The organism is Nonomuraea sp. NPDC050394 (assembly GCF_044459065.1).
GTDB lineage: Bacteria > Actinomycetota > Actinomycetes > Streptosporangiales > Streptosporangiaceae > Nonomuraea.
The window spans coordinates 726,104-751,548 of record NZ_JBITIO010000003.1 but is presented as its reverse complement, the minus strand read 5'-3'; the positions used below and the strand labels follow the sequence as shown (position 1 = coordinate 751,548).

Genomic DNA, 25,445 nt, shown 5'->3' with positions numbered 1-25,445 from the left:
AAAGTCGTGGTTCAGGGGGTCACGGCGATGCGGTGGTCGTGGGACAGACCGTGGGGTGCGCAGGGCACGCCCGTCTCGCGGGGGCACAGGACGTGGTGCTCCTCGGCGTGCGCCACGTAGAGGCGGTAGGGGTGGGGCGCGCTCAGGTCCTCGGGGGTCATGGGGCGCCCGCCGCGTGCCGGGTCGCCCGGGTAGACGGCCAGGGCGGCCTCCAGGTCGGTGACCTGCCCGGCCGTGGCGGACATGTAGACCGCCTGGCCGGTGCCCGGGATGACGTGGGAGTCGAAGACGACCATGCCCAGCCGCGGTCGGACCGCCAGGTTCCCGGAGTGGACGGTTTCGGGGGAGGAGACCCAGTAGAAGTCGCGGTAGCTGTCGTGGGCGAAGAACACCGGATTGGCCCACGGGGTGCCGTCCCGGCCGGCGGTCGCGAGCGTCACGTACACGTTGGCGTCGATGATGGAGCGGGCCATCGCCGCCAGGTCGTCGTTCATCGGGATCGTCCGCCCCTCTGGCCGGTCGCGCCGGGTCCTGAAAGCTGGGTCCTGGAAGCCGGGACCCGGAAGCCGGGTGCTGGAAGCCGGAACCTGGAAGCCGGGACCTGAAAGCCGGGTCCTGGACGGCGTGTGTTCCCGGCCGAGGCGGCAACCTTAGTCCCCGGACGCCGCACGGGCCAATGCGGCGGCCGGGGAGCGGTGGCGGGCGGCTACTTGATCGGGCCGCAGGCGATCCGGCCGCCCGCGTCGCCCGTGCGCTGGGTGGCCTCGTCCGGGCCGGTGGCGCTGTAGCGCTCGGGGATGTTGGCCAGGTTGTCGGGCAGGGCGTGGATGATGACGGCGCTGCCGTCGGCGTCGGTGAGCTGGCGGACCCGGAAGCGGTCGGTGACCACCGAGGCCGTGCCGGAGCCGTCCGCGGCGACCAGCAGCGGGGGCAGGTCGCCGGAGTGGTGCGAGTGGGTGGAGCCGCCGAGGTCGAAGTGGCCGCCGGCGGTGTAGAACGGGGACGCCTTGCCGGTTGCCGGGTCGATGGCGGCGGGGTCGCAGATGCCGGTCGTGTGGACGTGGAAGCCGTGGTAGCCCGGGGGCAGGCCCCTGACCGTGACCGACAGGCGCGACTTGGTGTATCCCTCCTGCCGCAGGGCGAGAGTGCCGACTGGTTTGCCCGCCACGTCGCGGATCGTGACCGCGACCGGGTGCGCCTCCTGCGTGGTGGCGGTGGCCTGGGCCACAGCGCTGACGCCGATGGCCGCGACCGCGGTGAGGAGCGTGGCGCAGATCATCAGGTGGAGGGTCCGTGGCTGCGGTATCGGCGCCATCGCGAACGGCCTTTCGATGCGGGGAAGGGACTGCGTCGAGGGTAAAGGCCATCCGGCGGGATTTTGTATAGGATTTGGTATAGCAATATGGGGGGTGGCCGGGGTTATGGCCATCCTTTACAGTCAGGTGGAAATGACGAGGTCGGCTCGGGATCGGGTGGCGTCGCCGGCGAACCAGCTGTCCTCCGCGGCGAACCACGCCTGCCACTCCGCCTCCAGGCCGGCGCCGTCCCTGGCCCGCACGCGGTCCCAGCGGGTCGCGCGTCCGGCCTCCAGCCAGATCCGGAAGGCCAGGAGGTGGTCGGCGTCGCGGCGGGCCGTACCCACGCCCTCGATCACCAGGACCGGAGCGGGCGGGACGTCGAGCCACGTCGTGTAGCGTGCGCGGTGCCAGTCGTAGCGGCGGAAACGTCCGGCGTGGCCCGCAGACAGCGGGTCCAGGACCTGCTCGCGCAACGCCGCGAACCAGGCGCCCGGGCCCTCCGACCACGGCACGGGGAAGTCGTCGCTGTGGATCACCTGGCAGTCGAGCGCCTTGCCCAGCCGTCCCGCGAAGGTGGTCTTGCCCGCTCCGGCGGGCCCGTCGACCGCCACGAGGCGGACCGGGCCGCACGAGGGCGGGAGGTCGCTGATGCGCTGGGCGAGGGTTTGCACGCTGTCGAGGGTAGGGGGCGACAGAAAGGACCTGGCAAGCTGACAATATTGACTTTCCCCGGGATGGAGGTTGATCTTGCTCGGACCCCTAGGCGACATCGTCGTGCTCGATCTGTCCAGGGCCCTCGCGGGTCCGCACGCCGCCCAGATGCTCGGTGACCTGGGCGCCAAGGTGATCAAGGTGGAGCACCCTGACGGGGGTGACGAGTCGCGGGGCTGGGGACCGCCGTTCGTCGGGCCGGAGCATGACATCTCCACGTACTTCCTGGCGGCCAACCGCAACAAGTTGTCGGTCGCCGTCGACCTCAAGAGCGCCGGCGGCAGGGCGCTGGTCGAGCGCCTGGTCCGGCAGAGCGACGTGCTCATCGAGAACTTCCGCACCGGGGTGCTCGACCGGCTCGGGCTCGCCGTGGAACGGCTGCGCGAGCTCAACCCGCGGCTGGTGGTCCTGTCCATCACGGGGTTCGGGCACGACGGCCCGGAGGGCGGGCGGCCGGGCTACGACCAGATCGCGCAGGGCGAGGCGGGGCTGATGTCGCTGACGGGTCCCAGCGCCGATGAGCCCTACCGCGTGGGGGCCTCGATCGCCGACCTGCTCGCGGGCATCCACGGCGCGTACGGCGTCGCCGCCGCCCTGTACGAGCGCGAGCGCACCGGCGAGGGCCGGATCGTACGGACCTCCCTGCTGGCCGCGGTGACCGGCGTGCACTCCTACCACGGCACCGCCTGGACGGTCGGTGGCCAGGTCCCGCGGGCCAACGGCAACCACCACGTCTCCATCGCCCCGTACGGAGCCTTCCACTGCGCCGGCGGCATGCTCCAGATCGCCGTCGCCAACGAGACGCAATGGCGAAAAGTCGCCATCCTCCTCGGTATAGACCCAGATATCGCGAAATATCGCACCAACCGCGACCGCTTCCAGCACCGCGAGGACCTCATCCAGGACATGGAGAAAGCTCTGGCCGCCCACGACCGCGCCCACTGGCTGGCCGCGCTCGGCGAGCTGGGCGTCCCGGCCGGCGCCATCCGCTCTCTCGACGAGGTCTACGCCTGGGACCAGACCCGCTCCCAGGGCCTGCTCGTCACCGTGGAGCACCCGGTCCTGGGCCGCATCGAGCTGCCGGGCCCGCCGCTGCGCTTCGACGGCCTGCCGCCGGCCGAGCACACCGCCCCGCCCGAGCTGGGCCAGGACGGCGAGGCGGTCCTGGCCTGGCTGGAAGAGCGGGAGCGATGATCGACAGCCGTCCCGACGCGCACGCCCTGATCCGCGCGGTCCTGGACGAGGACTCCTGGCGTTCCTGGGACGCGCCGCCGGTCGACCCGGTACGCCCCGACTCCTCCTACGCCGACGAACTGGCCGCCGCCCGCGTCAAGTCCGGCTACGACGAGTCGGTCGTGACCGGAGAAGGGCTGCTCGACGGGCGGCGGGTGGCGGTGGTGGCCAGCGAGTTCTCCTTCCTGGCCGGCTCCATCGGGGTGGCCGCGGCCGAGCGGATCGCCGCGGCGGTGGAGCGGGCGACCGCCGAGGGACTGCCCCTGCTGGCCGCGCCCGCCTCCGGCGGCACCAGGATGCAGGAGGGCGCGCTCGCGTTCGTGCAGATGGTGAAGGTCACCGCCGCGGTGCAGGCGCATCGGGCGGCGGGCCTGCCGTACCTGGTGTATCTGCGGCACCCCACGACGGGCGGGGTGTTCGCGTCGTGGGGCTCGCTCGGTCACGTGACCGCGGCCGAGCCGGGGGCGCTGATCGGCTTTCTCGGGCCGAGGGTGTTCGAGTCGCTGCACGGCTACCCGTTCCCCGAGGGCGTGCAGGTGGCCGAGAACCTCTACCGCCACGGCCTCGTCGACGCGGTGGTCTCGGCCGAGGCGGCGCGGACGATCGCGGTGCGGGCGCTGAGCGTGCTGTGCGCGCGGGTGGAGAAACTCGATCCGGGCCGGCCGCCCGAGGAGGACCTGCGGCCGGTGGAGGCGTGGGAGGCCATCACCCGCTCCCGGCGCGACGACCGGCCCGGCGTGCGTACGCTGCTCAAGCTGGCCGCCACCGACGTCACCCCGCTCAACGGCAGCGGCGAGGGCGAGAACGAGCCCGGCCTGCTCCTGGCGCTGGCCAGGTTCGGGGCGGCACCGGCGGTCGTGCTCGGCCAGGACCGGCGCCGCCAGCGGGTCGGCGCGCCGCTGGGCCCGGCGGGGCTGCGGGTGGCCAGGCGCGGCATGCGGCTGGCCGCGGAGCTGGGGCTGCCGCTGGTCACGGTGATCGACACGGCGGGTGCGGCACTGTCGAAGGCGGCCGAGGAGGGCGGCCTGGCCGCGGAGATCGCGCGCTGCCTGGCCGACATGGTCTCGCTGGAGGCGCCGACGGTCTGCCTGCTGATGGGGGAGGGGGCGGGCGGCGCCGCGCTGGCGCTGCTGCCGGCCGACCGCGTGCTGGCCGCCCAGCACGCCTGGCTGTCGCCGCTGCCGCCGGAGGGCTCGTCCGCGATCCTCTACCGCAGCGTCGACTTCGCCCCGGAGATCGCCCAGGCCCAGGGTGTACGCGCGACGGACCTGCGCAGGAACGGCATCGTCGACCGGGTCGTGCCGGAGCTGCCCGACGCCGCCTACGAGCCGAGGGCGTTCGCCGAGCGGGTGGGCAGGGCGCTGGAGTACGAGATCGCCACGGTGCTCCGGTTGAGCCCGCAGGAGCGTAAGGAGGCCAGGAGGTCGCGCTATCGCGCGCTTTGACGCGAAAAATGTGACTGGACACTTGTATGGTCGCCAATACATGCGTATAGCATGTTGGACATGCGACCAGTTTCTGATGAGGATCTGACGGCACGCGCCCGTATCCGGGACGTCGCCATGGCGCTGTTCGCCGACAAAGGCGTCAAAGCCACCACGATCCGTGGCATCGCCGAAGCGGCCGGGGTCTCGCCCGGCCTGGTCCAGCACCACTTCGGCTCCAAGGAGCAGCTGCGCGAAGCCTGCGACGAGTACGTCCTGTCCTACATGCGCGCCCAGGCGAAGGCCGGGGTCACCGACCACAACCTGGAAGACCCCGACTTCATCGAGAGCGTCCACCGCACCGCTCCGCCCCTCATGCACTACCTCGGCCGGGCCCTCGTGGACGGCTCGCCCGGCGCGGCGGCCATGTTCGACCAGCTCGTCGGCGTCACCGAGCAGCACCTGGCCAAGCTCGACGAGCACGGCGCCGACCACCGCGCCCGCGCGACCGTGCTGACCGCCATGAAGCTCGGCATCACCGTGCTGCACGAGCACGTCACCCGTGCGCTCGGCACGCCCACGTTCTCCCCCGAAGGGGCCCTGCGCGTGGGCAAGGCCCAGCTCGACCTGATCAGACCGGAATTCCTGGGCCGCGAGCTGTTCGAGCAGGCGCGGACGGGCTTGGAGAAGTTCGAGGAACGCCAATGAGCACCGCTGTACGCGCCAAGGGCCTGGTCAAGACGTTCGGCCAGGCCAGGGCCCTGGACGGCCTGAACCTCAGCGTCAAGGCAGGAGAGGTGCACGGCTTCCTCGGCCCCAACGGCGCCGGGAAGACCACCACCATCCGCGTCCTGCTCGGCCAGATGCGCTCCGACGGCGGCGAGGTCGAGCTGCTCGGCGGCGACCCCTGGCGGGACGCGACCGAGCTGCACCGCCGCCTCGCCTACGTGCCCGGCGACGTCACCCTGTGGCCCTCGCTGAGCGGCGGCGAGGTCATCGACCTGCTCGGCCGGGTACGCGGCGGCCTCGACCCGCGCCGCAGGGCCGAACTGCTCGACCGGTTCGAGCTCGACCCGCGCAAACGCTGCCGCACCTACTCCAAGGGCAACCGGCAGAAGGTCGCGCTCGTGGCCGCCTTCGCCTCCGACGTCGAGCTGCTGATCCTGGACGAGCCCACCTCCGGCCTGGACCCGCTGATGGAGGCGGTCTTCAACGACTGCGTCCAGGAGGAGAAGGACCGCGGCCGCACCGTGCTGCTGTCCAGCCACATCCTGTCGGAGGTGGAGACGCTGTGCGACCGCGTGTCCATCATCCGCGCCGGCCGTACCGTCGAGTCGGGAAGCCTCGCCGACCTGCGCCACCTCACCCGCACCTCGGTCACGGCCGAGCTCATCGGCCCGGCCGGCGGCCTCGCGCGGCTGCCCGGCGTGCACGAGCTCACCGTGGACGGCGACCGGCTGCGCTGCCAGGTCGACGGCGCCGCCCTCACCCCGGTCCTCACCGAGCTGGCCAGGGCCGGCGTGCGTTCGCTGACCAGCCGGCCACCGACGCTGGAAGAGCTGTTCCTGCGCCACTACGAGGGATCGGCGCGATGACTGGCCTCGGTGCGCTGATCCGGCTCATCCTGCGCCGCGACCGCGTCCTGCTGCCCGTCTGGATCCTCATCAGCGCGGTGCTCCCTGCCACCATCGCCACCAGCACCGCCCGCCTCTATGCCGACCAGGCCGCCCGCGACGCCTTCACCCACGCCTCGATGAACAGCCCGGCCCAGCTGGCCACCCGCGGCGTCATCTACGACGCGAGTGTCGGCGGCCTGACCGCCTGGACGCTCGGCTCCTCCGGCGCGCTGATCGGCGGCCTGATCAGCATCCTGCTCGTCATCCGTCACACCCGCGTCGAGGAGGAGACGGGCCGGCGCGAACTGCTGTCCTCCGGCGTCGTCGGCCGCCACGCGCCCCTGGCCGCCGCCCTCGTCGTGGTGCTGGCGGCCAACCTGCTGCTGGGCCTGCTCAGCGTGCCCGGCCTGGTCGCGAACGGCCTGCCCGCCGGCTCGTCACTGCTGTTCGGTCTCTCCGGCGCCGCCGCGGGCTGGTGCCTGGCGGCCGTGGCCGCCGTCGCCGCACAGCTCACCGCCGGATCCGGTACGGCCCGCGGCCTCGCGATCGCCGCCAGCGGCGTCTTCTTCGGCCTCCGCTCGCTGGCCGACTCCGGCGGCATCGGCTGGCTGGCCTGGCTGTCGCCGTTCGGCTGGGTCCGCCTGACCCGGCCCTACGGCGGCGACCACTGGTGGGTGCTGGCCGTGGCGGTGGCGTTCGTCGCGGTGGCGGGGGCGGCGGCGTTCGCGCTGTCGGCCCGGCGCGACCTGGCCGGCGGCCTGCTGCCCACCCGCGCAGGTCCGGCCGAGGGCGCGCTGGGCGGCGCGTTCGCGCTGGCCGGACGCCTGCACCGGGGCACGCTGATCGGGTTCACGATCGGCTTCGCGGCGATCGGCGGCATGATCGGCTTCTCGGCGCGCGGCCTGGACACCCAGCTGGACACGGGGACGCTGCGGCAGCTCGCCGAGACCATCGGCGGGCCCGGCGCCGGCATCGCCGACGTGTTCTTCACGTTCATCCTTTACGTCATGAGCCAGCTCGTCGCCGCGGCGGCGCTGGTCTCGGCGCTGCGCGCCCGCGCGGAGGAGGCGGCCGGGCGGGCCGACCTGCTGCTCTCGACGCCGGTCGGCCGCCTGCACTGGGCGCTCGGCCACCTCTTCTACGCGGTCTTCGGGCCGGCGCTGCTGCTGGCGGTGCTCGGCGGCGTGGCAGGGCTCGCCTACGACGGCGGCCCGCTGCGCGTCGCGGGCGCCACGCTCGCCTACCTGCCCGCGGTCTGGACCGTGGTCGGGGTGGCGGTCCTGCTGTTCGGCGTGCTGCCGCGGCTGGCCGCCGCGGTCAGCTGGAGCGTGCTGGGCCTGATCCTGGCCGTCGACCTGGTGGCGGAGTTCAAGCTGGCCGAAGGGTTCTTGCTGGAGCTGTCGCCGTTCGTGCACGTGCCCGCGCTGCTGCTGGGCCGGGGCGCGCCGGCCGCGGCGCTGCCGGGGCTGACCGCGGTGGCGGCGGCGCTGGCCGCGGCGGGGCTGGTGGTGCTGCGCCGCCGCGACCTGGCGCCCTCTAGCTGAGTCCCGCCCTGTCCCACGTCCACAGCACCTTCCCGGCGGCGTCGTAGCCGGTGAAGGAGAGGTCCGGCCAGTGCAGGCCCTTCTTGGCCACCCCGTCGGGGACCGGTGCGGCGAACATCGCCACGCCGTGTCCCCACGGGTCGGGGACGGTCTCGGCGGCGACCCTGCCGCTCTTGGACGCGCCCTCCACCCGGGCGGTGCCGGGAAGGGCGAAGCCGTACCAGATGCTCTTGTGCTGGCCCCACTGCACGGGCCGCTCACGGCCGATCACCGTGCGCAGGTTCGTCCCGGGCAGGCGCTCGAAGAAGCCGGGCAGCGTCTTGCCGTCCTTCCAGAAGTGCAGGCACATTGGGGCCTGCAGGTGTGCCGTCACGCCGCCGGGCAGGGCCTGGCCGGTGCCCTCCGGCGTGGGGGTCTGCCAGCAGCTGTGGTCCCACGTGTCGACGCGTTCGAGCTCGCGGCCCTTCTCCCGGTGGGAGAAGGCGGCGATCTTGACGTTCGCCGGGTAGCGGACCGCCCACACCGCCGCCGGACCGCCCTTGACCTTCAGGATCTGGGCGGGAATGCGGGTGCCGTCGATGGTGACCGCCGTGACCGCCTCGGTCGCGGGGGACAGGACGCCGTAGGCCAGCTCGGCGCCCGGCTCCGGCAGGTAGGTGGTGAGGGTGTCGCGGGAGGAGAGGCGGCGGTCGAGCCGGTACGTGGAGCAGCCGCCGGACTTGCCTCCGTCCGGCCGCACGCCCCCGGAGGCGCACAGCATCGTCCCCTCGGAGTCCTTCGCGAACCACAGCTCGACCGGGCCGAAGGAGAAGTCCTCCGTGCCGGGGACGACGACCTTGTCGCTGATCGGCTCTCTGACGGGGCCGGGCTCTTCCCTCGCGGGCGGCGCGTCGTCGCGCCAGATCTCCGTGCCCCGCGCGTCGTAGGCGACCAGCGTGTGCCCGCGATCCTCGTCCCGGGCGTCCGCCGTCAGCGCGAACAGGCCCAGGTTCAGCCCCCACGGGTCGGGCCGCGGGGTCAGCGTCAGCTCGCGGCCCTGTCGCGTCCACACGACACGCGCGACGTCGGGGCGGGCCGCGCCGAACACCACGCCGTCCTCGGCCTGAAGGTGGACCGGCCACGGCCGGTCCGCACCGCCGCCCTTCCACAGGTAGGCGTCCTTGAGCGATATCGAGCCCACCTCCTTGCCGGCGCGCGTCCAGATCACCTCCAGGTCGGTCGCGCCGGGCTGGGTGTCGTTCGGAACCTGGTAGGGCCGCAGCGACAGCCCACCCGCCATCTCGTACGGCAGGCCGGCCGGCTTGGCCTTGCGCGAGCGGCCCGCCAGCATCGACCGGGGCATCTCCCCGAGCACCCGCTGCGCCGCGTCCAGGAACTCCACCTTGGTGACCTGCTCGGCGGCCGCGAAGCTCACACTCCAGATCACCCCCGGAGCCCCCGGCACCCGGTGCACCGTGCCCGCGATCTGCCGCCCGTCACCTGTCACCGCCCTGACCTGGGCGCTCTCCGGACTGGCCAGGCCGTAGTCGAGGACCGTGGTGGCCTCCTTTCCGGCCACCGAGCCCTCATAGGTGCCCGGTCCCATGAGGTGGACGGCAGCGCACGAGCCGACCGGCTCCCGCCCTCCGCCGGACAGTGCGCAGAACTGCGGATTGCCGAGCCTGCCCTTGGCGAACCACAGCTTCAGGCCGCCGAGCTCCACCGGTTCTCCCACCGGGGTCAGCCCCGTCATCAGCTGCCGCTGAAGCGTGCCGGGATCGGCCGCCGAGTTCCTGCCCAGGCCCCCGTTGAGCAGGACAGGAACGAAAAGCGCGATCACCGCGACCGGGATCGCCGCCAGCAGCCAGCGGCCCCTTCGCGGCGGCATCGGGGTGCGGGCACGCACGCTCAGCCAGGCGTTCTGGCCGGCCTCGTAGGTCTGGGCGCGAGCGTCCAGCGCGGCCTTCAGCCGCTCCTCCAGGGGGGTCACGCGTCCTCCTCGAGTGCCCGGCCGAGCGCGGCCAGGCCCCTGCTCGCATGCGTCTTCACCGAACCGGGCGAGACGCCCATGGCCGCGGCGATCTCACGTTCGGAAAGGTCCAGCCAGTAGCGCAGCACCAGCGCCTCCCGCTGGCGGCGGGGGAGCCGGTCGAGCGCCTCCAGCAATTCCCGGTGCTCCTCGGCGAGGATGACCGACTGCTCGCCGCTGCGCGCCGGCTCCGGCGGATCGGGGCGGCGCAGCCGTACCAGGCGCAGGTGGCGCAGGCGGTTGCGGGTGAGGTTGCAGACGATCGCGCGCAGGTAGGCCACGGCCGCGCCGTCGTCGCGCAGCTGCCCGGTGTGCAGGCGGGCGAACGCCTCCTGGGCGATGTCCTCGGGGTCGTCGGCGCCGAGCAGTCCGGCCAGCCGTACCAGGGACTGGTAGTGGGCGGAGAACAGTTCGGCGAACGACGGCGGCGCCTCCCGCACCGGCGCGACCGAGGTCGTTTGTCGGTTCACGCCCCTATAGACCCACGGATACCGCCTCGGTTGACAAGGAATGCGGAAATGTCATCACCTAATCGGTGATGGCGGTGACCTCGGCCTCGACGAGGATGCCGGGCTCGAAGAGCACGTCCACCCCGATCAGCGCCAGCGGTGGCGTGGCCAGGTCGAACTCCCGCGCCGCCTGTTCGATCCCCGCGTTGAAGGCGTCGTACTTGTCTCTCTTCCAGCCCGCGGCGTACCACGTGAAGCGGACCACGTCATGGAACGTCGCGCCCGCCGCGTCGAGTGCCCTGGCGACGTTGCGGTAGACCTGGGCTACCTGGCCGGTGAGGTCGCCCGGCGCCACGAGGTCGCCGTTCTCGTCCCAGGCGACCTGCCCCGCGATGTGGACCTGCCTGCCGCCGGTCGCCACCGCGACGTGGCGGTAGATCGGGACCCGGACATGCCCGTCGGGATTGATGAGCGAAACAGCCACGAGATCTCCTCCATTGGTCTCTTGTGGTTACTCAGGAACCATAGGAGAGTGTTGACTGACGTGGAAGAACGAACTTTTCGGAGACTGGGGAACCTGATGGTGACCAAGCAGTTCAGCGGAACGTCCGACGACGCGGACCTCAGGCGCGCGGACTCCCTGGCGCGGGAGATCTTCTCGGACGTCGCCAACAAGTGGGCGCTGCTGATCATCGAGGCCCTCGGTGAGCGCACCCTCCGCTTCAGCGAGCTGCGCGACGAGGTCGAGGGCATCAGCCACAAGATGCTCACCCAGAACCTGCGCATGCTGGAACGCAACGGCCTGGCCGAGCGGAAGGTGCACCCCACCGTGCCGCCGCGGGTGGAGTACAAGCTCACCCAGCCGGGGCTGGCGCTGCGCGCGACGGTCGATCTGATGTGCGGCTGGACCCACCAGTACTTCAGCCACATCGAGACCGCCCGCCGCAGCTTCGACACCTGACCGCTAGGGCACGGGGACGCGTTCCACCCTGATCGAGAACACTTCCTCGCGGGGCACGACGACCTCGTAGGCGCCGTGGTCGACCATCCAGTAGCCCAGGGCCTCGGCCTTCATGCCGCTGTGGCCGGTGTAGGCGATGTGCAGGCCGTCCTCGTCCTCGTCCAGCACGATGCAGGGCTCGCCGCCGAAGGCCGCCACCGTGCGCACCAGCACCAGCCACTCGACGTCGGCCCGCTTGACCGTGCGCCGCCAGTAGCCGGAGGCGGCCTCGAAGCCCGCCAGCTCTTCCTCGCTGAACAGCACGACCTCGTCGCTGTCCGGGCCGAGCGCGGCGGGAAAGGTGCGCTCCTCGAAGCGCGCCACGAAACCCGAGGTGATGGGAACGCTCATGCGACCTCCTCCGGAGGCCGCACGGGCGTGGGACGGCAGTGTCCCATTGATCGCTCGCTGCGCCCGCTCATGCCGCGGGCCGCCAGGTCAGCCCGTCGTAGGCGGCGAACGGGCGCTCGGACTCGGGGCTCACGTGGACGATCTCGGCACCGGCGGGGATCGGCATCGGCATCGTGTGGAACTGCGGCACCACGTGCTCGCGCGAGGTGGTGAAGCCGTTGCCCGCGAACGGCGGCGTGTCGCTCCAGTCACCGCCCATGTGCGGTCCGTACGGCACGGCGTAGGTGTCGACGTCGCGCGCGTACCAGCGCATCACATACAGCTCGGGCACCTCGGCCGTCAGCTCCGATCCTTCGAACGACAGGTCGAGCCCGTGGAAGAGCTGCCTGGGCGTGCTCAGCCGCGCGCAGTCCTGCACGCGGTAGACATATCCGGAGATGACCGTGCGCTTGCCCGACAGATAGGGCACGAGCAGACGCGGCGGGACCACCTTCTGCATTTGCGTTCTGCTCACGTCACCACTTTACGATCGCATGACCCCGAGCACCCGATGTTCAAGGCACGGAAGAGTCTTCCTCATCGCGGCCGTCGCCTCCAGGCCGGCCTCGACGAGCTGGACTCCTGACGCACTGCCCAGATCCGCCCGGACCACTCCCAGCGGGTCGACGAGCATGCTGCGGCCGACGCCGAAACCGTCATCCGACTCGGCCGGGTTGGGCGCCTGGCCGACGGCGGCGGTCCACATGGTGTTCTCCAGGGCGCGGGCGCGCACCAGGGTGATCCAGTGATCCTCCTTCAGCGGGCCGGACCCCCAGGCGGCGATCACCGCGAACATCTCCGCGCCCTTGTCCACCAGCGCGCGGGTCAGCTCGGGGAAGCGTACGTCGTAGCAGGTGACGAGCCCGATCCTGAGCCCGGCCAGCTCGACCACGGCCGGCTCGGTGCCCGCCTCGACCAGCTCCGACTCCTTGGCGCCGAAGGAGTCGAACAGGTGGATCTTCCGGTACGCGGCCTGGATCTCGCCGCGGGCGTCGAGGGCGACGGCGGTGTTGTACACACGATCCTCGCCGGGCTCGAACACGCCGGCGATCACCGCGGTGCCGTGGGCGCGGGCCGCCTCGGCCACGCCGGTCACGAACGGCCCGTCCAGCGGCTCGGCGAGGTCGGTGATGCGCTTGCCGTAGCGGGTGAGCGTCGCCTCCGGGAAGATGGCCAGGTCGGCGCCTTCGGCCTCGGCCAGGGCCTGCCGTACCCGCTGGAGGTTGACGGTGGGATCAGGGGACACCGGGATCTGACAGAGGGCGATTCTCGTCACGCCTCGACTCTAGACCGTTGGGCACCCGGCGGAACCAGGTCAGGCACCGCCAAATCCACTCCAGCGGCCCGTATCGGTGGCGGGCCAGCCACCACCGGCTGAAGATCGCCTGGACGGCCACCGTCGCCCCCGCCACGACCAGCACCCACCAGCCGTCGGTCACCGGTCCGGTCAGGAAGATGACCAGGGTGCCGGAGACGTAGTTGGTCAGCGCCAGCCTGCCCATCGGCTCCAGCACCGCCGACAGCCACGGCCGCAGGACCAGCAGCAGGCCGGTCCCGTAGGCGACCCCACCGGCCAGCGCGCCCAGCGTGTAGTAGGCGGGGATCTCGCTGGAGTAGTAGAAGACCGTCAGTGCCAGCGAGGCCACCGCGCCGACGGCGAAGAACGGCAGGAGCAGCCGCCGGTCCGGCTTGAGCTGGATCAGCGCCATCCCGGCCAGGAACAGCCCCGGGATGATCAACGTGCCGCCGCCCTGCCACACGCCCCAGCCGAGCGCCGCCAGCCCGAGCACCAGCACCGGGTAGCCCGGGGACAGGAACGAGGCGGGCAGCAGCACGGCCGCGCCGAAGGCGGCGTAGTCGGTCAGCACCTCGCCCTCGTAGAAGGTGTGCTGGACCAGCCCGAACAGCAGCAGGAAGAACAACCTGCGCAGCAGCACCGCGCGCGAGCCGCTGCGCAGGAACAGCACGAAGCTCATGCCGAACAGCAGGGAGAAGATCGGGTAGAAGCGGCCCTGGAAGGCCGACTCCATGACGGCGTCCAGCGGCTGCTGGGGTGGATCGTGCGGGGCGTGCTGCCAGGTGTTGACCAGCATGATGCCGCACACCGCGAAGCCGCGGAGCGCGTCGAGCTCTCTGATGCGCGTTACAGGAACCAGGCAAACCACCATACGAGGAACCCGCCGCCCACCACGAGGGCGACCAGGTGCGGCCACAGCCTTCGTGCCGGTTTCGCCTCGATGGCCCACACCGCCGCCGCCACGCTCAGGGCCACGGCGCCCACGGCCAGCCAGCCGTACATCTCCACCGAAGCCGGCACGCCGACGGCCAGGGCGGTCTCGTTGGTGGTGAGCAGGCCGTACACCGACTGCACGGTCAGGCCGACCGCCGCCAGCCCGGTCAGTCCCGCGAACGCGCTCAGCCCCCGCCCCCGCACCCCGCCGCCGACCAGCTGGACGAGCGCGACCAGCGCGAACAGCACCAGCGGCACGGCCAGCCACGGCGCCAGCATGATCTGGTACGGCGCGCCCGTCACCAGCATCGACCCCGGGGCGAACCGCTCAAGCGCCGCCCGGCTCGGGACACACGGCTGACTCCAGGAGCCGGGGGCCTCGACGAACGTCGCGATCGTCTGGCGGCCGCAGGTGGTCGCCATGGCCAGGAAGACCGCGTGGCCCACACCGGCGAACTCGACGAACGTGGCGCCCGGCAACTCGGCGGCGGCCGGCCTGCTGGTCCTGGGCGGCGTCGTGGGATCGAACTGCCCACCCAGCACCAGCACCGGCACCCCGGCCCCCTCACCCCACGCGGCACCCGCCCCGTCCCGCCCGGCACCCGTGCTGGAGTGCCCGGCGTCCGTGCTGTCCTTTCCGTTGCCCGTCTGCTCGGGTGTCGTGTCCGTCTTCGGGGTTATGCCGGATGGAGAGGGGGGCAGGTTCCACGCCTGGCAGACGGCCTTGTCATTCGTTACGGTGAAAAGTCGCGAAGAATCGGGAAATTTCGCCTCATCCTGGCATTGGACGGCGTGATACAGACCGAACTCATGCGACGTCAACCCCCCGCCCACCGCATCGGCCAGCGGGCGCAGCAGTTCCTCCCGCCCCGAGGCCAGCGCGTCGATCAGCGCCGGGGCCACCGCCACCAGCTCCGACTCGTGCAAGGCCTCGGCCAGGACGGTCGCCACGTCGTCGCCGCTCATCCGCGCCGTGAACGGCTCGCCGAGCAGCGGATCGGTTGTCGGCACCAGGGCGGGAGCGCGGTTGTAGCGCTCCACCATCGCCTCGAACCGGTCCTTCACCCCCAGCGCCGTCACCGTGTCGACCAGGTTGCGGTCGGCGTCGCGGTACCAGTCGACCTTCTCCGGCAGGTAGGAGTCGAGGATCATCGCCCGCACCCCGCCCGGATCGGCCTTGGCCGCCTCCACCATGACCCGCGTGGAGTAGCTGACCCCGAACAGGTTCCAGGCGGGGTAGCCGAGCTTCTCGCGCAGGTCGACGACGTCCGCGACGATCTCGCGCGTGGTGTATCCGCGCAGGTCGACGCCGCGCTCGGCCAGTCGCTCGCGGCATGCGACGGCCCCGGTGGCCACGGCCGCCGCCCCGGTCTCCGGGCGGCGCAGCCGGTCGAGCATGGCCTCGACCGTCTCGGGGCAGGTCAGCCGGGGCACGGAGTACTTGCCGCCGCGCTGCTCGATCGTGACGATGTCGCGGTCGGGGAACAACTGGCTCAGGAACCCGGTCAGCTGCAACGACGAGGAGGCGGGCCCGCCGCCCATGTAGACGACCGGGTCGGGCTTGCGGGCGGGATCCTGCGAGCGGTGCACGGCGTACCCGACCTTGATGGTACGGCCGGGCGCGTCTCTGCGTTCGGGAACCTCAAGGAACCCGCAGGTGGTGCCGGTGGGAACGGGAACGGGACAGGCGTCGGCGGCCCGGACGGCGGCGGCCGGAGGGGGAACGCTCAGAGCGAGCGCGATCACGACCCTGATGATCACAGGTCGAGCCTAATAGTCTGGGCCCGTGACGGAACCCCTTGTATCCAGGATGCGCGCCTTCGGCACGACGATCTTCGCCGAGATGAGCGCGCTGGCCGTGCGGACCGGCTCGATCAACCTCGGCCAGGGCTTTCCCGACACCGACGGCCCGGCGGCGATGCTCGACCGGGCGGTGGAGGCGATCACGGCGGGCGCGAACCAGTATCCGCCGGGGCCCGGTGTGCCCGATCTGCGGCACGCGGTCAGCGAGCACCGCTCGGCCCATTACGGCCTCGACTACGACCCCGACGGCGAGGTGCTGGTGACCGTCGGCGCCACGGAGGCGATCGCGGCGAGCGTCCTGGCGCTGTGCGAGGCGGGCGACGAGGTGATCGCGTTCGAGCCCTACTACGACTCCTATGCCGCCTCGATCGCGCTGTCCGGAGCCCGGCTGGTGGCGGTCACGCTGCGCCCGGCCGACGGCCGTTTCACCTTCGACCCGGACGAACTGCGCGCCGCCGTCACCCCCCGCACCCGCGCCATCCTGGTCAACTCCCCCCACAACCCGACCGGGACCGTCTTCACCCGCTCCGAACTGGCCGTCATCGCCGAGCTCTGCCAGGAACGCGACCTGATCGCGATCACCGACGAGGTCTACGAGCACCTGACCTTCGACGGCGTCGAGCACATCCCGCTGGCCACCTTCCCGGGCATGCGCGAACGCACCGTGATGATCTCCTCGGCGGGCAAGACGTTCTCGGTCACCGGCTGGAAGACCGGCTGGGTGTGCGCGCCGCCGCCGCTTGCCGGCGCGGTGCAGACGGTCAAGCAGTTCCTCACGTTCACGGCGAGCGCGCCGTGGCAGCTCGCCGTCACCTACGGCCTGCGGCACGAGCTCGACTGGGTGGCGGCGCTGCGGTCCGGGCTCCAGGACAAGCGCGACCGGCTGATGGAGGGGCTGACCTCGGCGGGCTTCGAGGTGTTCCGGCCGGCGGGCACGTACTTCGTGCAGACCGACATCCGGCCGCTGGGCTTCACCGACGGGCTGGAGCTGACCCGCCGGCTGCCGGCGCTGGCGGGGGTGGTGGCCATCCCGACCCAGGTGTTCTACGACCATCCGGAGCGTGGCGCGCACTTCGTCCGCTTCGCCTTCTGCAAGAAGGACGAGGTCATCGACGAGGCGGTGGCCAGGCTCAAGCGCCTGCCGTGAACACGCGGGTCAGGTGACGATCTTGACGGGCAGCCGGCGCTGCCTCACCGCGCTCCTGACCGCCTTGGCGAGTTGCGCGTACTCCGCCGCCCGTGCCGACGATCCCCGGTACGCCAGGCCGATCGTGCGGCCCGGCGCCGGGGCGGCGAAGCGGCGCAGCGCCAGCCGTACCCTCTTGCCCGTCTCCACGGGCACGGCCGACTCGGGCAGCAGCGTCACGCCGAGCCCGCCCGCGACGAGCTGCACCAGCGTGGGCAGGCTGGTGGCGTAGGTGGTGGCGGTGGCGCGCGCGCCGACCTCCCTGCAGACGTCTATGGCCTGCTCGCGCAGGCAGTGGCCCTGGTTGAGCAGCACGATGTCGAGGCCCTTCAGCGCCGCGCGGCCGAGCGGCTCCTCGCTCGTGGCGAGCGGATGATCCTCCGGTACGGCCAGCAGGAAGTCCTCGTCGTAAAGCGGCTCCTCGACCAGCCCGTTCACCTCGGTGGGCAACGCGAGCAGCACCATGTCGAGCCGCCCTTCGCGCACCTCTTCCAGGATCGTCTCGGTCTTGGCCTCGTGCACGGTGAGCTTGAGGTGCGGGAAACGCCTGGCGAACATCGGCAGCAGCGCGGGCAGCACGTACGGCGCGACGGTCGGGATGACGCCGAGGTGGGCGGGCCCGCGGAAGGGTTCGCGGTTCTGGGCCACCTCGCCCATGAGGTCGTCGACGGCGGCCAGGACACGCCGCGCGTGCCCGGTCAGGCGTTCTCCGGCGGGGGTGAGCAGCACCTTGCGGGTGGTCCGCTCCACCAGTTGCTGGTCCAAGACCTCCTCCAAAGCAGCGATATTTCCGGACAAAGTGGGTTGGCTGATCCGGAGCGTGCTCGCCGCCTCCCTGAAGTGGAGATGCTCGGCCACGGCCAGGAACGCGCGCAGCTGAGCCAAGGTCGGCATCGGCTCACTGATAGGGAACACCTCTCAGATTGGTCTGACTGAGCGATTTCTCAGATCAATGCTACGTGCGGGACGCTTGGCCCCCTGACCTTCACCTTCATCCAAGGAGACACGCACTTGCTCACCGTCGGTGACCACTTCCCCGAGTACGAACTCACCGCCTGCGTCGACCTCGACCCCGAGAAGGCGTTCGCGGAGATCAACCACAAGACCTACGAGGGCAAGTGGCGCGTGGTGTTCTTCTGGCCGAAGGACTTCACCTTCGTCTGCCCGACCGAGATCGCCGAGTTCGGCCGGCTCAACGAGGAGTTCGCCGACCGTGACGCCCAGGTCCTGGGCGTGTCCGTGGACTCCGAGTTCGTGCACCACGCCTGGCGCAAGGACCACGAGGACCTTCGCGACCTGCCGTTCCCGATGCTGAGCGACATCAAGCGCGAGCTCTCCGCCGACCTCGGCATCCTCGGCTCCGACGGCGTCGCCCAGCGCGCCACCTTCATCGTGGACCCGAACAACGAGATCCAGTTCACGATGGTGACCGCGGGCTCGGTCGGCCGCAACGTCAAGGAGGTCCTGCGGGTCCTGGACGCGCTGCAGTCCGACGAGCTGTGCCCGTGCAACTGGAACAAGGGCGAGCGCGGCCTCGACGCCAAGGCGCTGCTGGGCGCCTAGGGAGCGAGCGACCCATGAGACACAGCAATCTGATGCCTACGCGACCGGCCGAGGAGGGCGCATGAGTATCGCGGCGCTGAAGGAGGCCCTTCCGGCCTATGCCAAGGACACCAAGCTCAACCTGGGCTCGGTCACGACCACCTCGTCGCTGACCGGCCAGCAGCTCTGGGGGACGATGCTGGCGTGCGCGCTGGCCGCCCGGTCCGGCCGGGTCATCGCCGAGGTCTCGGAAGAGGCCGCGCGGAACCTGTCGGAGGAGGCGTTCACGGCCGCCAAGGCCGCCGCCTCCATCATGGCGATGAACAACGTGTACTACCGGGCCACGCACCTCATCGGTGACGAGACCTACGGCACGCTGCCGGCCAAGCTCCGGATGACCGTCATCGGCAACCCGGGCGTGGACCGGGCCGACTTCGAGCTGTGGTGCCTGGCCGTGTCCGCGATCAACGGCTGCGGGCGCTGCCTGGAGTCGCACGAACAGGTGTTGCGCGGCTCCGGCCTGCCCCGCGAGCAGATCCAGGAGGCCCTGCGCGTGGCCGCGGTGGTGGCCGCCACCGCCGCGACGCTTGAGGCCGAGGCGGCGCTGGTCGCCGTCTGACCACCCCGCTTCACGAACGGGACGCCCGTGACGGGCGTCCCGTTCTCAGGTGTGCTTGACCGTGGGACGGTCCTGGGCGTCGTAGGCGATGACCGGCCAAGGAGTCCACCAGCATGCCGGATCGTCGCCTCACCCTTGAGGTGAACGTCCGGTGGGAGCGCGGTGAATTATCCAGGGCGGTTGGATAATGCCTCTTCTCCGTTGGAGAGGTCGCTCCCTACGCTGCCGAACATGTCTAGACAATTAACGTCATTGTGGCAAGCCATCGTGCTGCTCTTGGCGGTCGCGGCAGGGGTGGCGCTGTGCGCAGGCCCGGCCTCCGCGCACCTGACCCGGCAGCACGCGGAACTCGTCGTGGCCACCTCGGACGGGGTGACCAGCGGCCGGCTGATCGTCCACCGCGACGTCGTCAGTCCGGAAGGCGCGGGCGCGTGGGCCTCCGCGCTGCTCCCCACGCCCTGCCCGGTCAGCGCCCACGGCGTCCCGGGTGACGGCGGCGGGGTGCCCGGGGGAGTGGTGGTCGAGCTGGCCTGGTCGTGCGCGGTGGACGCGCTGGACCTGGCGCCCCTGCTGGACCGGGGCGGGTTCACCGAGGTGATCGCCGAGTTCGACGGCACGGCGGCCAACGTGAACGCCGCCGCGCCGGTGATCGACGTGACCGGCGCGCACGCTCCGGTCCGCGCCGTGTGGCCGGTCGTCGTGGGCGTGCTGACCGCTTTGGCGATGCTGGCGCTCCTGGTGGTGGTACTGCCGCGCCGTACCGGAAGGGGCGCCACGGCGGACACCGGACGGGGAGCCACGGCGGACACCAGGCGGCGGACGTGGCGGAGCAGGGCGGCGATCGCGCTCGCCGTGAGCGTCGCGGTCCTCGCCCCGCAGGCGGCCATCGCCGCGAGCCCCGAGCCCGCCGCCGACCGGCCCGCCGCCGAGACGCGCGCCGCCGAGCCGCCCGCTGCCGAGACGACGGCCGGGAAGACGCCCGACGGGAAGACGCCCGACGGGGAGACGACGGCCGGGGAGACGCCCGACGGGGAGACGGCGGCGCCGGAAGGCACCGCGCAGGCCACGCCCACGCCGAGCCCAAGCCCGAGCCCGGACGGCGCGGACGCGGCGGCCGGGACGCTCAAGATGACCACGACCGACCCCAAGGCCGGTCAGCCGGTGACCTTCAGCTACTCCACGGACAGGGTGAACGCCCTGAACTGGATCGGCGTCTACGGACCGGGCGAGAAGCCCGGCGCGGTGGCCTCGCGCGTGTGGGTGCGGGCGCCGCAGGGGTCCGGCACGGTCTCGATCCCCACCACCGCGCTCGGTGAGGGCTCCTGGACCGCCTACTTCATGTTCGACGACGGCTACGAGTCGCTGAGCGACCCGGCGACGTTCACGCTGGCCGGGGCGAGCGCCGACATCGTCACCATCACGGGGACGGTGTTCAAGGACAGGAACGGCAACGGCGCCAAGGACCGCGGCGAAGCGGGCTTCCCCCGCGTGTCCGTGACCGACGGCGCCAACTGGGCCACGACCGCGGCGGACGGCACCTACAGCATCCAGGTCGACCGCAACCGCCGTGAGACCGACATGGTCTACGTCGTCTCCCCCGACGGTTACCAGCCGGTGCTGCGCGAGGACTACATCCCGCGCTTCTTCCGCCAGCTGGACCAGCAGACCGGCGTCGACTTCGCCCTGGTGCCCACCAAGGCGGCGGCCGACCCGAAGGAGAAGTGGCTCATGGTCTCCGACGTCGAGGTGGGCAACCGCACCGACGAGGAGTACCAGAACGCGGCTCCGCGCTGGACCGGCCAGGTCAAGGCGATGTCCGAGGTGGACGGCGCCACGCTGACCATCACCACCGGCGACCTGACCGTCACCGACTACGCCGACGCCGCCCGCCGCCAGGGCGGGTACGACCTGCTCAGGAACGGCCTGCGCGACGGCAAGCTGGGACACCCGTTCTACCCGGTGATCGGCAACCACGACGTGGGCGGCACCGCCACCTCCGTCGGGTACGGCGGCAGCCTGGAGTACTGGCGGCGCAACGTCGGCCCCGAGTGGTACAGCTTCGACCGCGACGGGCGGCACATCGTCGTGCTGGAGGACAACTACGACACCCGCGGCCTGGCCCCGCAGCTGGAGTGGCTGCGCGAGGACCTGCGCAGGCACGCGGTGGGCAAGCAGGTGTTCGTGTTCGCGCACCGGTCGCTGTTCACCCGCTGGGGTCCGGGCGCAGGGATGCAGCCCACGGTGGACGAGCTGGCCAAGTACGACGTGCGGATGTTCGCCGCCGGGCACAACCAGCAGGCCGAGTACCGCCGGGGCGCGTTCGCCCGCTCCGTCGAGGTCAACAACATGGGCATGTACGGCATCGACGCCGCGCGGCCCGACTACAAGATCCTCGACTTCGGCGCGATCACCGGCAGGGACAAGGGCTACGTCACCGGCGTGCACCGCCAGTTCGGCGTCAACGACGACGTCTCGCTGGTGAGCCCGGCGACCGGCAGCGTCCACGGCAAGAAGGCGGGCGTACCGCTGGAGATCTACGCCGAGGACGACGGCCGCACGCCGGAAAGAGCCGAGCTGACCGTCCGCTTCAAGAACGGCAGGGTCGTCTGGAAGCGGGAGCGCCTGCGCTTCGGGGAGGAGACCCGGCCGAGGGGCATCGTCAACTGCTACAAGGGCGAGTCCTGCCCCAAGGCGCACGTGTCGTGGACGCGGGTCAGCGACCGGATCACCGGCCTGCACCCGGGCTCGTACACGGCCGAGCTGACCGTCAGGGACAGCAAGGGCAAGCCGTTCCCGAAGGTGCGCACCACCTTCGAGGTACGGCCGGACTCCCGTGTCTCGCGGCCGGAGCCCAAGAGCGACTGGCTGCGGCAGGGCGGCGACGAGCAGGGCCGCTCGGCCTCCACCGACGACCCGGGCACCGCCCTGGATCTGCGGTGGGCGGCGAACACCGGTGAGCAGTTCCACCTCAACGGGGCCGCCGTCTCGGGCGGCAGGGTGATCGTCGCCTCGCAGGCGTTCGCCTCGCCGTACAGCATGATGCTGGCCTACGACGCGCGCACCGGACGCGAGCTGTGGCGCACCTACCTCGACGGCGACGCCGAGTCCTTCCCGACCGTGCACGGCGGCAAGGTCTACCTGACGACGGGCGTCGGGCGCGTCTACGCGCTGGACGAGCGGACCGGCAGGGTGGCGTGGGAGACCATCGACGCGGAAGAGGTCAAGCAGGGCACCGTGCGGCGTTACGGCCGTGCGGGCGGGCCGGTCAGCGTGTTCGACCTGCCCGGTGGACGCGCGGTCGCCGTCTACCACGAGTGGGACGGGGTGCGCTGCCGCGACGCCCGTACCGGCGAGCGGCTGCCCGGCGGCTTCAACGCGCCGGTCGCGTGGGGCGAGTTCCACAGCACCGCGATCAGGAAGCCCGGCTCGACCACCGCGTGGCTGCACTCGGGCTCCAGCCAGTCGCTGATCTCGATGGACCTGGCCACGTGCAAGCAGCTGTCCAGCGTGGACACCGGGGGCGACATCTTCTCGCAGTCCTCGCCGGTGTTCGGCGCGTCCGGGCTGGTGACGACGACCGCCACCGGCACGCGCGGGCACGGCGCCGACGGCGCGGTGCGCTGGCACGCCAAGGTGGGCACGGCCGCGGTCTGCGAGTACGGCCCGCCGCCCGTGACCAGCCCGGCGACCTGGGGCGACCTCGCCTATGTGGCCAGTCAGGACGGCATGGTCCGCGCCTACGACGGCGCGACCGGCAAGACGCTGTGGGAGACCCCCACGGGCTACCTGCCGGGCGAGAGCCCGATGGAGGACCCGTGGCGTTCCGGCACCTCGTGCAAGGCCAACGGTCCCGGCTCGCCCGCGGCGCACGCCCTGGCCACCGAGACCACGGTGTACGCCGGCACGTGGGACGGCCGGGTCGTGGCCCTGGACCGGGCGACGGGACGGCGACTGGCCGCCTACGACCTGGGCGGCGGGGTCGCATCGGCGCTGTCGGTGAGCGGGAACACGGTGTTCGCGCTCAGCGACGACGGGTCGTTGCACGCGCTGGCGGCTAGATGACCAAGGGATTGGCTCGCCTGCTCGCGGTCGCGGGCGCGGTGGCGCTGATCCTGCTGGGGGCGGCGGGTCCGGGGTGGGCACACCCCTTCGGCCCGCCGCCCGTGGCGAAGATCCGCGCCGACGGCCCGGCGGTCGAGATCACCTGGTCGGCGGCGGCCGACGACATCGCCGCGCTGACCAAGGCCGTGCCCGCCCTCGACGGATATTTCCGGCGTGGGGTGACGGTGCGGCAGGGCGCGGCGAACTGCCCGGTGACCGAGGTCCGCACCGATGCGCTGGCCACGACGGGCGCCGTGCTGCGCTTCCGCTGCCCGCGGGCGGCCGACGAGCTGCGCGTGAGCGTGACGCTGCTGCACGACCTCAACGTCGCCTACCGCACGGTGTCGGTCACGCCGTCGGGCTCGGGCGCGCTCCACACCGCCGACGCGCCCGCCCATCCGGTACGGCTCAGCGGAACCGCCGTCACGGCCACCTCCACGTCGTTCACCACGGACCTGCCGTCGCTGATCGACCGGTTCCTGCCGCTGGCGCTGCTGGTGGCCCTGGTGGCGGGGGCGGCCCACGCCTGCGCCCCCGGGCACGGCAAGACGCTGACCGCCGGTTACCTGCTCGGCGGGCAGGCCAGGCCCATGGACGCGGTGCGGCTGGGCGGCGTCGTGGCGCTCATGCACACGGTGTCGGTGGCGGTCCTGGCGGTGGTGTGGTGGCTGGCCGTGGACAACGCGCCCGACCTGGGCGCGGTGACGCGCTGGCTGCAACTGGCCGGGGCGGCGGCGGTCCTGGCGGTGGGCGGCGGGCTGGTGTACCGCCACCTGCGCGGCCAGGGTCACGGCCACGGGCACGGTCATGGTCACGGCCATGGGCACGGTCATGGTCACGGTCATGGTCATGGTCACGGTCATGAGGGGTCGCTGCTCACCCGGCGCGGGCTGGTCACGCTGGGTGTCTCCGGCGGGCTGCTGCCCTCGCCGTCGGCCTTCCTGCTGCTGCTGACCGGTCTGCTGTCCGGCCGGGCGTTCGTCGCGCTCGTGCTGGTCGCCGCCTTCGGGGTGGGCATGGCACTCACCCTGTCGGCGGTCGGGCTGGCCGTACTGCGTGGGAGTGATCTTCTCGGTGTGGTGACCCGGCACCGCTGGACCCGCCACGTTCCGCTGGCGGCGGCGCTGCTGGTGCTGGCCGGCGGGATGGGCAGCACGGCGCTGGCCGGGCTGGAGCTGGTCAGGGCTGGGTGAAGTCCAGCGGGGGCAGCGCGGCCGTGGCCTCCTCGTTGCTGATGCCGGTGGCCTGGAGCAGGTCGACCACGATCGAGCGCAATTGGGCGAGTATCACGTCGGCGGAGAAGCCCAGCCGTTCCGGGCGCTGGCGGGCGGCCACGGCCAGCAGGGCCTGCCGGGCGAGCTGGGGTTCACGGCCCGCGCCGAGCTCCAGTTGCAGGAGCAGGGCCGCCTCGGAGACCTCGCGCAACGAGGTGGCCAGCGTGGCCGGCGGCGGCGACGCCTCACCGAGCGCGGCCAGCGTCCGGCGGGCCAGCACCCGGGAGTTGCGCAGCGCGAGGTCCACGGGCACCGCGGCGCTCTCGTAGCGGCTCAGGCGGGCGCGGCGGTGCCAGTGCAGCGGCGAGATCGTGGCGATCTCCCTGCTGGTCTCCAGCGCCTGCTCGAACTCCTCGATCACCGCCTGGGTGCCGCGCGCCTCCTCCAGCGCCTCCGCGGCCAGGTCCGCGTCCCGCTTCTCGATCGCCACCGCGCACTTCTCCAGCACCGTGGACAGCGCGTCGAGCACCCCCGAGGCGTGCTTGGCGGCGATGGCGAAGGGGCTGGCGGGCAGCAGCGCCACGGCCGCGATGCCGACCACGCCACCGGTGAGCGCGTCGAGCATGCGGTCCAGGCCGCCGGTGTCGCCGGGCGGCAGCAGGGTGGCCACCAGCACGGCCGACGACCCGGCCTGCGCGACGAACAGCGTGCCGCTGTTCAGCAGCACCGCCGCCGACATGGCGAGGCCGACGACCAGCGCGATCTGCCACGGTCCCGAGCCGATCGAGGCGACGAGCAGGTCGCCCACGCCGACGCCGAGGCTGACGCCGACGACCAGTTCGATCACCCGGCGCAGCCGCTGCCCGAGCCCGACGCCGACGCAGATGAGCACGGCGATGGGCGCGAAGAACGGGCGGGCGTGGCCGAGGAGCTGGGTGGCGATCACCCACGCCAGCGCCGCGCCGACCGAGCACTGCGCCACCGAGGGAGCCATCAGCCCGAACGTGCGCAGCCGTTCCCGCATGTGCTCGCCGAGCTTCGTACCCACTCTCCCTACCTTCGCGGATCTTTGTGACA

At 72.0% G+C, this 25,445-nt stretch carries 24 protein-coding genes; 11 read left to right on the top strand and 13 right to left on the bottom strand.

Annotation, left to right across the window (positions count from 1 at the left end):
- Positions 1-11 precede the first annotated feature (11 nt).
- From ACIBKY_RS16475 to ACIBKY_RS16465, 3 genes are all read right to left on the bottom strand, one after another.
- The gene (locus ACIBKY_RS16475) at positions 12-494 is read right to left on the bottom strand and encodes a pyridoxamine 5'-phosphate oxidase family protein (protein ID WP_397097487.1); all 483 of its coding nucleotides are present in this window, start codon (positions 492-494) and stop codon (positions 12-14) included.
- 212 nt (positions 495-706) lie between these two features.
- The gene (locus tag ACIBKY_RS16470) at positions 707-1,279 is read right to left on the bottom strand and encodes a superoxide dismutase family protein (protein ID WP_397097486.1); all 573 of its coding nucleotides are present in this window, start codon (positions 1,277-1,279) and stop codon (positions 707-709) included.
- Positions 1,280-1,438: 159 nt separating this feature from the next.
- Entirely contained in the window at positions 1,439-1,969 is a 531-nt protein-coding gene (locus ACIBKY_RS16465; protein WP_397097485.1) for a uridine kinase, read from the bottom strand.
- A 76-nt stretch (positions 1,970-2,045) separates the two neighbouring features.
- Here ACIBKY_RS16465 and ACIBKY_RS16460 point away from each other — a divergent pair, with 76 nt between their 5' ends.
- The 5 genes from ACIBKY_RS16460 to ACIBKY_RS16440 are packed head-to-tail and all read left to right on the top strand — an operon-like array spanning position 2,046 to position 7,826.
- The gene (locus ACIBKY_RS16460; RefSeq protein ID WP_397097484.1) at positions 2,046-3,203 is read left to right on the top strand and encodes a CaiB/BaiF CoA transferase family protein; all 1,158 of its coding nucleotides are present in this window, start codon (positions 2,046-2,048) and stop codon (positions 3,201-3,203) included.
- A complete protein-coding gene (locus tag ACIBKY_RS16455; protein ID WP_397097483.1) occupies positions 3,200-4,687 on the top strand; it encodes a carboxyl transferase domain-containing protein in 1,488 nt (495 codons plus the stop codon). Before ACIBKY_RS16460 ends, ACIBKY_RS16455 begins: the two co-directional genes overlap by 4 nt.
- A gap of 60 nt (positions 4,688-4,747) precedes the next feature.
- Positions 4,748-5,374: a TetR/AcrR family transcriptional regulator gene (locus ACIBKY_RS16450; protein ID WP_397097482.1), complete on the top strand. Its 627-nt coding sequence runs from the start codon at positions 4,748-4,750 to the stop codon at positions 5,372-5,374.
- A complete protein-coding gene (locus ACIBKY_RS16445; protein ID WP_397097481.1) occupies positions 5,371-6,261 on the top strand; it encodes an ATP-binding cassette domain-containing protein in 891 nt (296 codons plus the stop codon). The genes ACIBKY_RS16450 and ACIBKY_RS16445 overlap by 4 nt, the downstream gene beginning before the upstream one ends.
- On the top strand, positions 6,258-7,826 hold the full coding sequence (locus ACIBKY_RS16440; protein ID WP_397097480.1) for an ABC transporter permease: 1,569 nt from the start codon (positions 6,258-6,260) through the stop codon (positions 7,824-7,826). Before ACIBKY_RS16445 ends, ACIBKY_RS16440 begins: the two co-directional genes overlap by 4 nt.
- Here ACIBKY_RS16440 and ACIBKY_RS16435 read toward each other — a convergent pair.
- The 3 genes from ACIBKY_RS16435 to ACIBKY_RS16425 are packed head-to-tail and all read right to left on the bottom strand — an operon-like array spanning position 7,819 to position 10,767.
- Positions 7,819-9,795: a hypothetical protein gene (locus tag ACIBKY_RS16435; protein WP_397097479.1), complete on the bottom strand. Its 1,977-nt coding sequence runs from the start codon at positions 9,793-9,795 to the stop codon at positions 7,819-7,821. The two genes, ACIBKY_RS16440 and ACIBKY_RS16435, sit on opposite strands and share 8 nt — an antisense overlap.
- Positions 9,792-10,304 (bottom strand): RNA polymerase sigma factor, encoded by a 513-nt coding sequence (locus ACIBKY_RS16430; protein ID WP_397097478.1) that lies wholly within the window; start codon positions 10,302-10,304, stop codon positions 9,792-9,794. The genes ACIBKY_RS16435 and ACIBKY_RS16430 overlap by 4 nt, the downstream gene beginning before the upstream one ends.
- A gap of 58 nt (positions 10,305-10,362) precedes the next feature.
- Positions 10,363-10,767: a RidA family protein gene (locus ACIBKY_RS16425; protein WP_397097477.1), complete on the bottom strand. Its 405-nt coding sequence runs from the start codon at positions 10,765-10,767 to the stop codon at positions 10,363-10,365.
- Between the two features lie 96 nt (positions 10,768-10,863).
- On the opposite strand from ACIBKY_RS16425, the gene ACIBKY_RS16420 reads away from it, so the two are divergent.
- The gene (locus tag ACIBKY_RS16420; RefSeq protein ID WP_397097476.1) at positions 10,864-11,244 is read left to right on the top strand and encodes a winged helix-turn-helix transcriptional regulator; all 381 of its coding nucleotides are present in this window, start codon (positions 10,864-10,866) and stop codon (positions 11,242-11,244) included.
- Between the two features lie 3 nt (positions 11,245-11,247).
- Here ACIBKY_RS16420 and ACIBKY_RS16415 read toward each other — a convergent pair whose 3' ends face one another.
- From ACIBKY_RS16415 to ACIBKY_RS16395, 5 genes are all read right to left on the bottom strand, one after another.
- Positions 11,248-11,634 (bottom strand): hypothetical protein, encoded by a 387-nt coding sequence (locus tag ACIBKY_RS16415; protein ID WP_397097475.1) that lies wholly within the window; start codon positions 11,632-11,634, stop codon positions 11,248-11,250.
- A gap of 67 nt (positions 11,635-11,701) precedes the next feature.
- Positions 11,702-12,148, bottom strand: coding sequence for a hypothetical protein (locus ACIBKY_RS16410; protein ID WP_312896416.1), 447 nt, complete (start codon positions 12,146-12,148; stop codon positions 11,702-11,704).
- Positions 12,149-12,157: 9 nt separating this feature from the next.
- Positions 12,158-12,949: a carbon-nitrogen hydrolase family protein gene (locus tag ACIBKY_RS16405; RefSeq protein WP_397097474.1), complete on the bottom strand. Its 792-nt coding sequence runs from the start codon at positions 12,947-12,949 to the stop codon at positions 12,158-12,160.
- Complete coding sequence (locus ACIBKY_RS16400) at positions 12,909-13,841, bottom strand: DUF418 domain-containing protein (protein ID WP_397097473.1); 933 nt, start codon at positions 13,839-13,841, stop codon at positions 12,909-12,911. The genes ACIBKY_RS16405 and ACIBKY_RS16400 overlap by 41 nt, the downstream gene beginning before the upstream one ends.
- Complete coding sequence (locus ACIBKY_RS16395; protein WP_397097472.1) at positions 13,817-15,664, bottom strand: alpha/beta fold hydrolase; 1,848 nt, start codon at positions 15,662-15,664, stop codon at positions 13,817-13,819. The genes ACIBKY_RS16400 and ACIBKY_RS16395 overlap by 25 nt, the downstream gene beginning before the upstream one ends.
- Positions 15,665-15,689: 25 nt before the next feature.
- Here ACIBKY_RS16395 and ACIBKY_RS16390 point away from each other — a divergent pair, with 25 nt between their 5' ends.
- A complete protein-coding gene (locus ACIBKY_RS16390) occupies positions 15,690-16,853 on the top strand; it encodes a pyridoxal phosphate-dependent aminotransferase (protein ID WP_397097471.1) in 1,164 nt (387 codons plus the stop codon).
- A 9-nt stretch (positions 16,854-16,862) separates the two neighbouring features.
- Here ACIBKY_RS16390 and ACIBKY_RS16385 read toward each other — a convergent pair whose 3' ends face one another.
- Positions 16,863-17,786: a LysR substrate-binding domain-containing protein gene (locus ACIBKY_RS16385; RefSeq protein WP_397097470.1), complete on the bottom strand. Its 924-nt coding sequence runs from the start codon at positions 17,784-17,786 to the stop codon at positions 16,863-16,865.
- Between the two features lie 117 nt (positions 17,787-17,903).
- Between ACIBKY_RS16385 and ACIBKY_RS16380 the strand changes: the two genes are divergently transcribed.
- The 4 genes from ACIBKY_RS16380 (at position 17,904) to ACIBKY_RS16365 (ending at position 24,347) form a co-directional block, all read left to right on the top strand.
- Positions 17,904-18,455, top strand: coding sequence for a peroxiredoxin (locus ACIBKY_RS16380; RefSeq protein ID WP_379613558.1), 552 nt, complete (start codon positions 17,904-17,906; stop codon positions 18,453-18,455).
- Positions 18,456-18,516: 61 nt separating this feature from the next.
- Complete coding sequence (locus tag ACIBKY_RS16375; protein WP_397097469.1) at positions 18,517-19,053, top strand: carboxymuconolactone decarboxylase family protein; 537 nt, start codon at positions 18,517-18,519, stop codon at positions 19,051-19,053.
- A 231-nt stretch (positions 19,054-19,284) separates the two neighbouring features.
- The gene (locus ACIBKY_RS16370; RefSeq protein ID WP_397097468.1) at positions 19,285-23,115 is read left to right on the top strand and encodes a PQQ-binding-like beta-propeller repeat protein; all 3,831 of its coding nucleotides are present in this window, start codon (positions 19,285-19,287) and stop codon (positions 23,113-23,115) included.
- Positions 23,112-24,347: a hypothetical protein gene (locus ACIBKY_RS16365; RefSeq protein WP_397097467.1), complete on the top strand. Its 1,236-nt coding sequence runs from the start codon at positions 23,112-23,114 to the stop codon at positions 24,345-24,347. The genes ACIBKY_RS16370 and ACIBKY_RS16365 overlap by 4 nt, the downstream gene beginning before the upstream one ends.
- On the opposite strand, the gene ACIBKY_RS16360 is transcribed toward ACIBKY_RS16365, so the two are convergent.
- Complete coding sequence (locus ACIBKY_RS16360; RefSeq protein ID WP_397097466.1) at positions 24,334-25,416, bottom strand: aromatic acid exporter family protein; 1,083 nt, start codon at positions 25,414-25,416, stop codon at positions 24,334-24,336. The genes ACIBKY_RS16365 and ACIBKY_RS16360 overlap by 14 nt on opposite strands.
- Positions 25,417-25,445: the final 29 nt, after the last annotated feature.

What these genes read in the sequence shown, in the direction of transcription:
- ACIBKY_RS16450 (WP_397097482.1), top strand. Translation starts at nt 4,748, where the DNA reads ATGCGACCAGTTTCTGATGAGGATCTGACGGCACGCGCCCGTATCCGG.
- ACIBKY_RS16420 (WP_397097476.1), top strand. Translation starts at nt 10,864, where the DNA reads ATGGTGACCAAGCAGTTCAGCGGAACGTCCGACGACGCGGACCTCAGG.
- ACIBKY_RS16385 (WP_397097470.1), bottom strand. Translation starts at nt 17,786, where the DNA reads ATGCCGACCTTGGCTCAGCTGCGCGCGTTCCTGGCCGTGGCCGAGCAT.
- ACIBKY_RS16440 (WP_397097480.1), top strand. Translation starts at nt 6,258, where the DNA reads ATGACTGGCCTCGGTGCGCTGATCCGGCTCATCCTGCGCCGCGACCGC.
- ACIBKY_RS16475 (WP_397097487.1), bottom strand. Translation starts at nt 494, where the DNA reads ATGAACGACGACCTGGCGGCGATGGCCCGCTCCATCATCGACGCCAAC.
- ACIBKY_RS16370 (WP_397097468.1), top strand. Translation starts at nt 19,285, where the DNA reads ATGTCTAGACAATTAACGTCATTGTGGCAAGCCATCGTGCTGCTCTTG.
- ACIBKY_RS16415 (WP_397097475.1), bottom strand. Translation starts at nt 11,634, where the DNA reads ATGAGCGTTCCCATCACCTCGGGTTTCGTGGCGCGCTTCGAGGAGCGC.
- ACIBKY_RS16400 (WP_397097473.1), bottom strand. Translation starts at nt 13,841, where the DNA reads ATGGTGGTTTGCCTGGTTCCTGTAACGCGCATCAGAGAGCTCGACGCG.
- ACIBKY_RS16365 (WP_397097467.1), top strand. Translation starts at nt 23,112, where the DNA reads ATGACCAAGGGATTGGCTCGCCTGCTCGCGGTCGCGGGCGCGGTGGCG.
- ACIBKY_RS16445 (WP_397097481.1), top strand. Translation starts at nt 5,371, where the DNA reads ATGAGCACCGCTGTACGCGCCAAGGGCCTGGTCAAGACGTTCGGCCAG.
- ACIBKY_RS16375 (WP_397097469.1), top strand. Translation starts at nt 18,517, where the DNA reads ATGAGTATCGCGGCGCTGAAGGAGGCCCTTCCGGCCTATGCCAAGGAC.
- ACIBKY_RS16455 (WP_397097483.1), top strand. Translation starts at nt 3,200, where the DNA reads ATGATCGACAGCCGTCCCGACGCGCACGCCCTGATCCGCGCGGTCCTG.
- ACIBKY_RS16470 (WP_397097486.1), bottom strand. Translation starts at nt 1,279, where the DNA reads ATGATCTGCGCCACGCTCCTCACCGCGGTCGCGGCCATCGGCGTCAGC.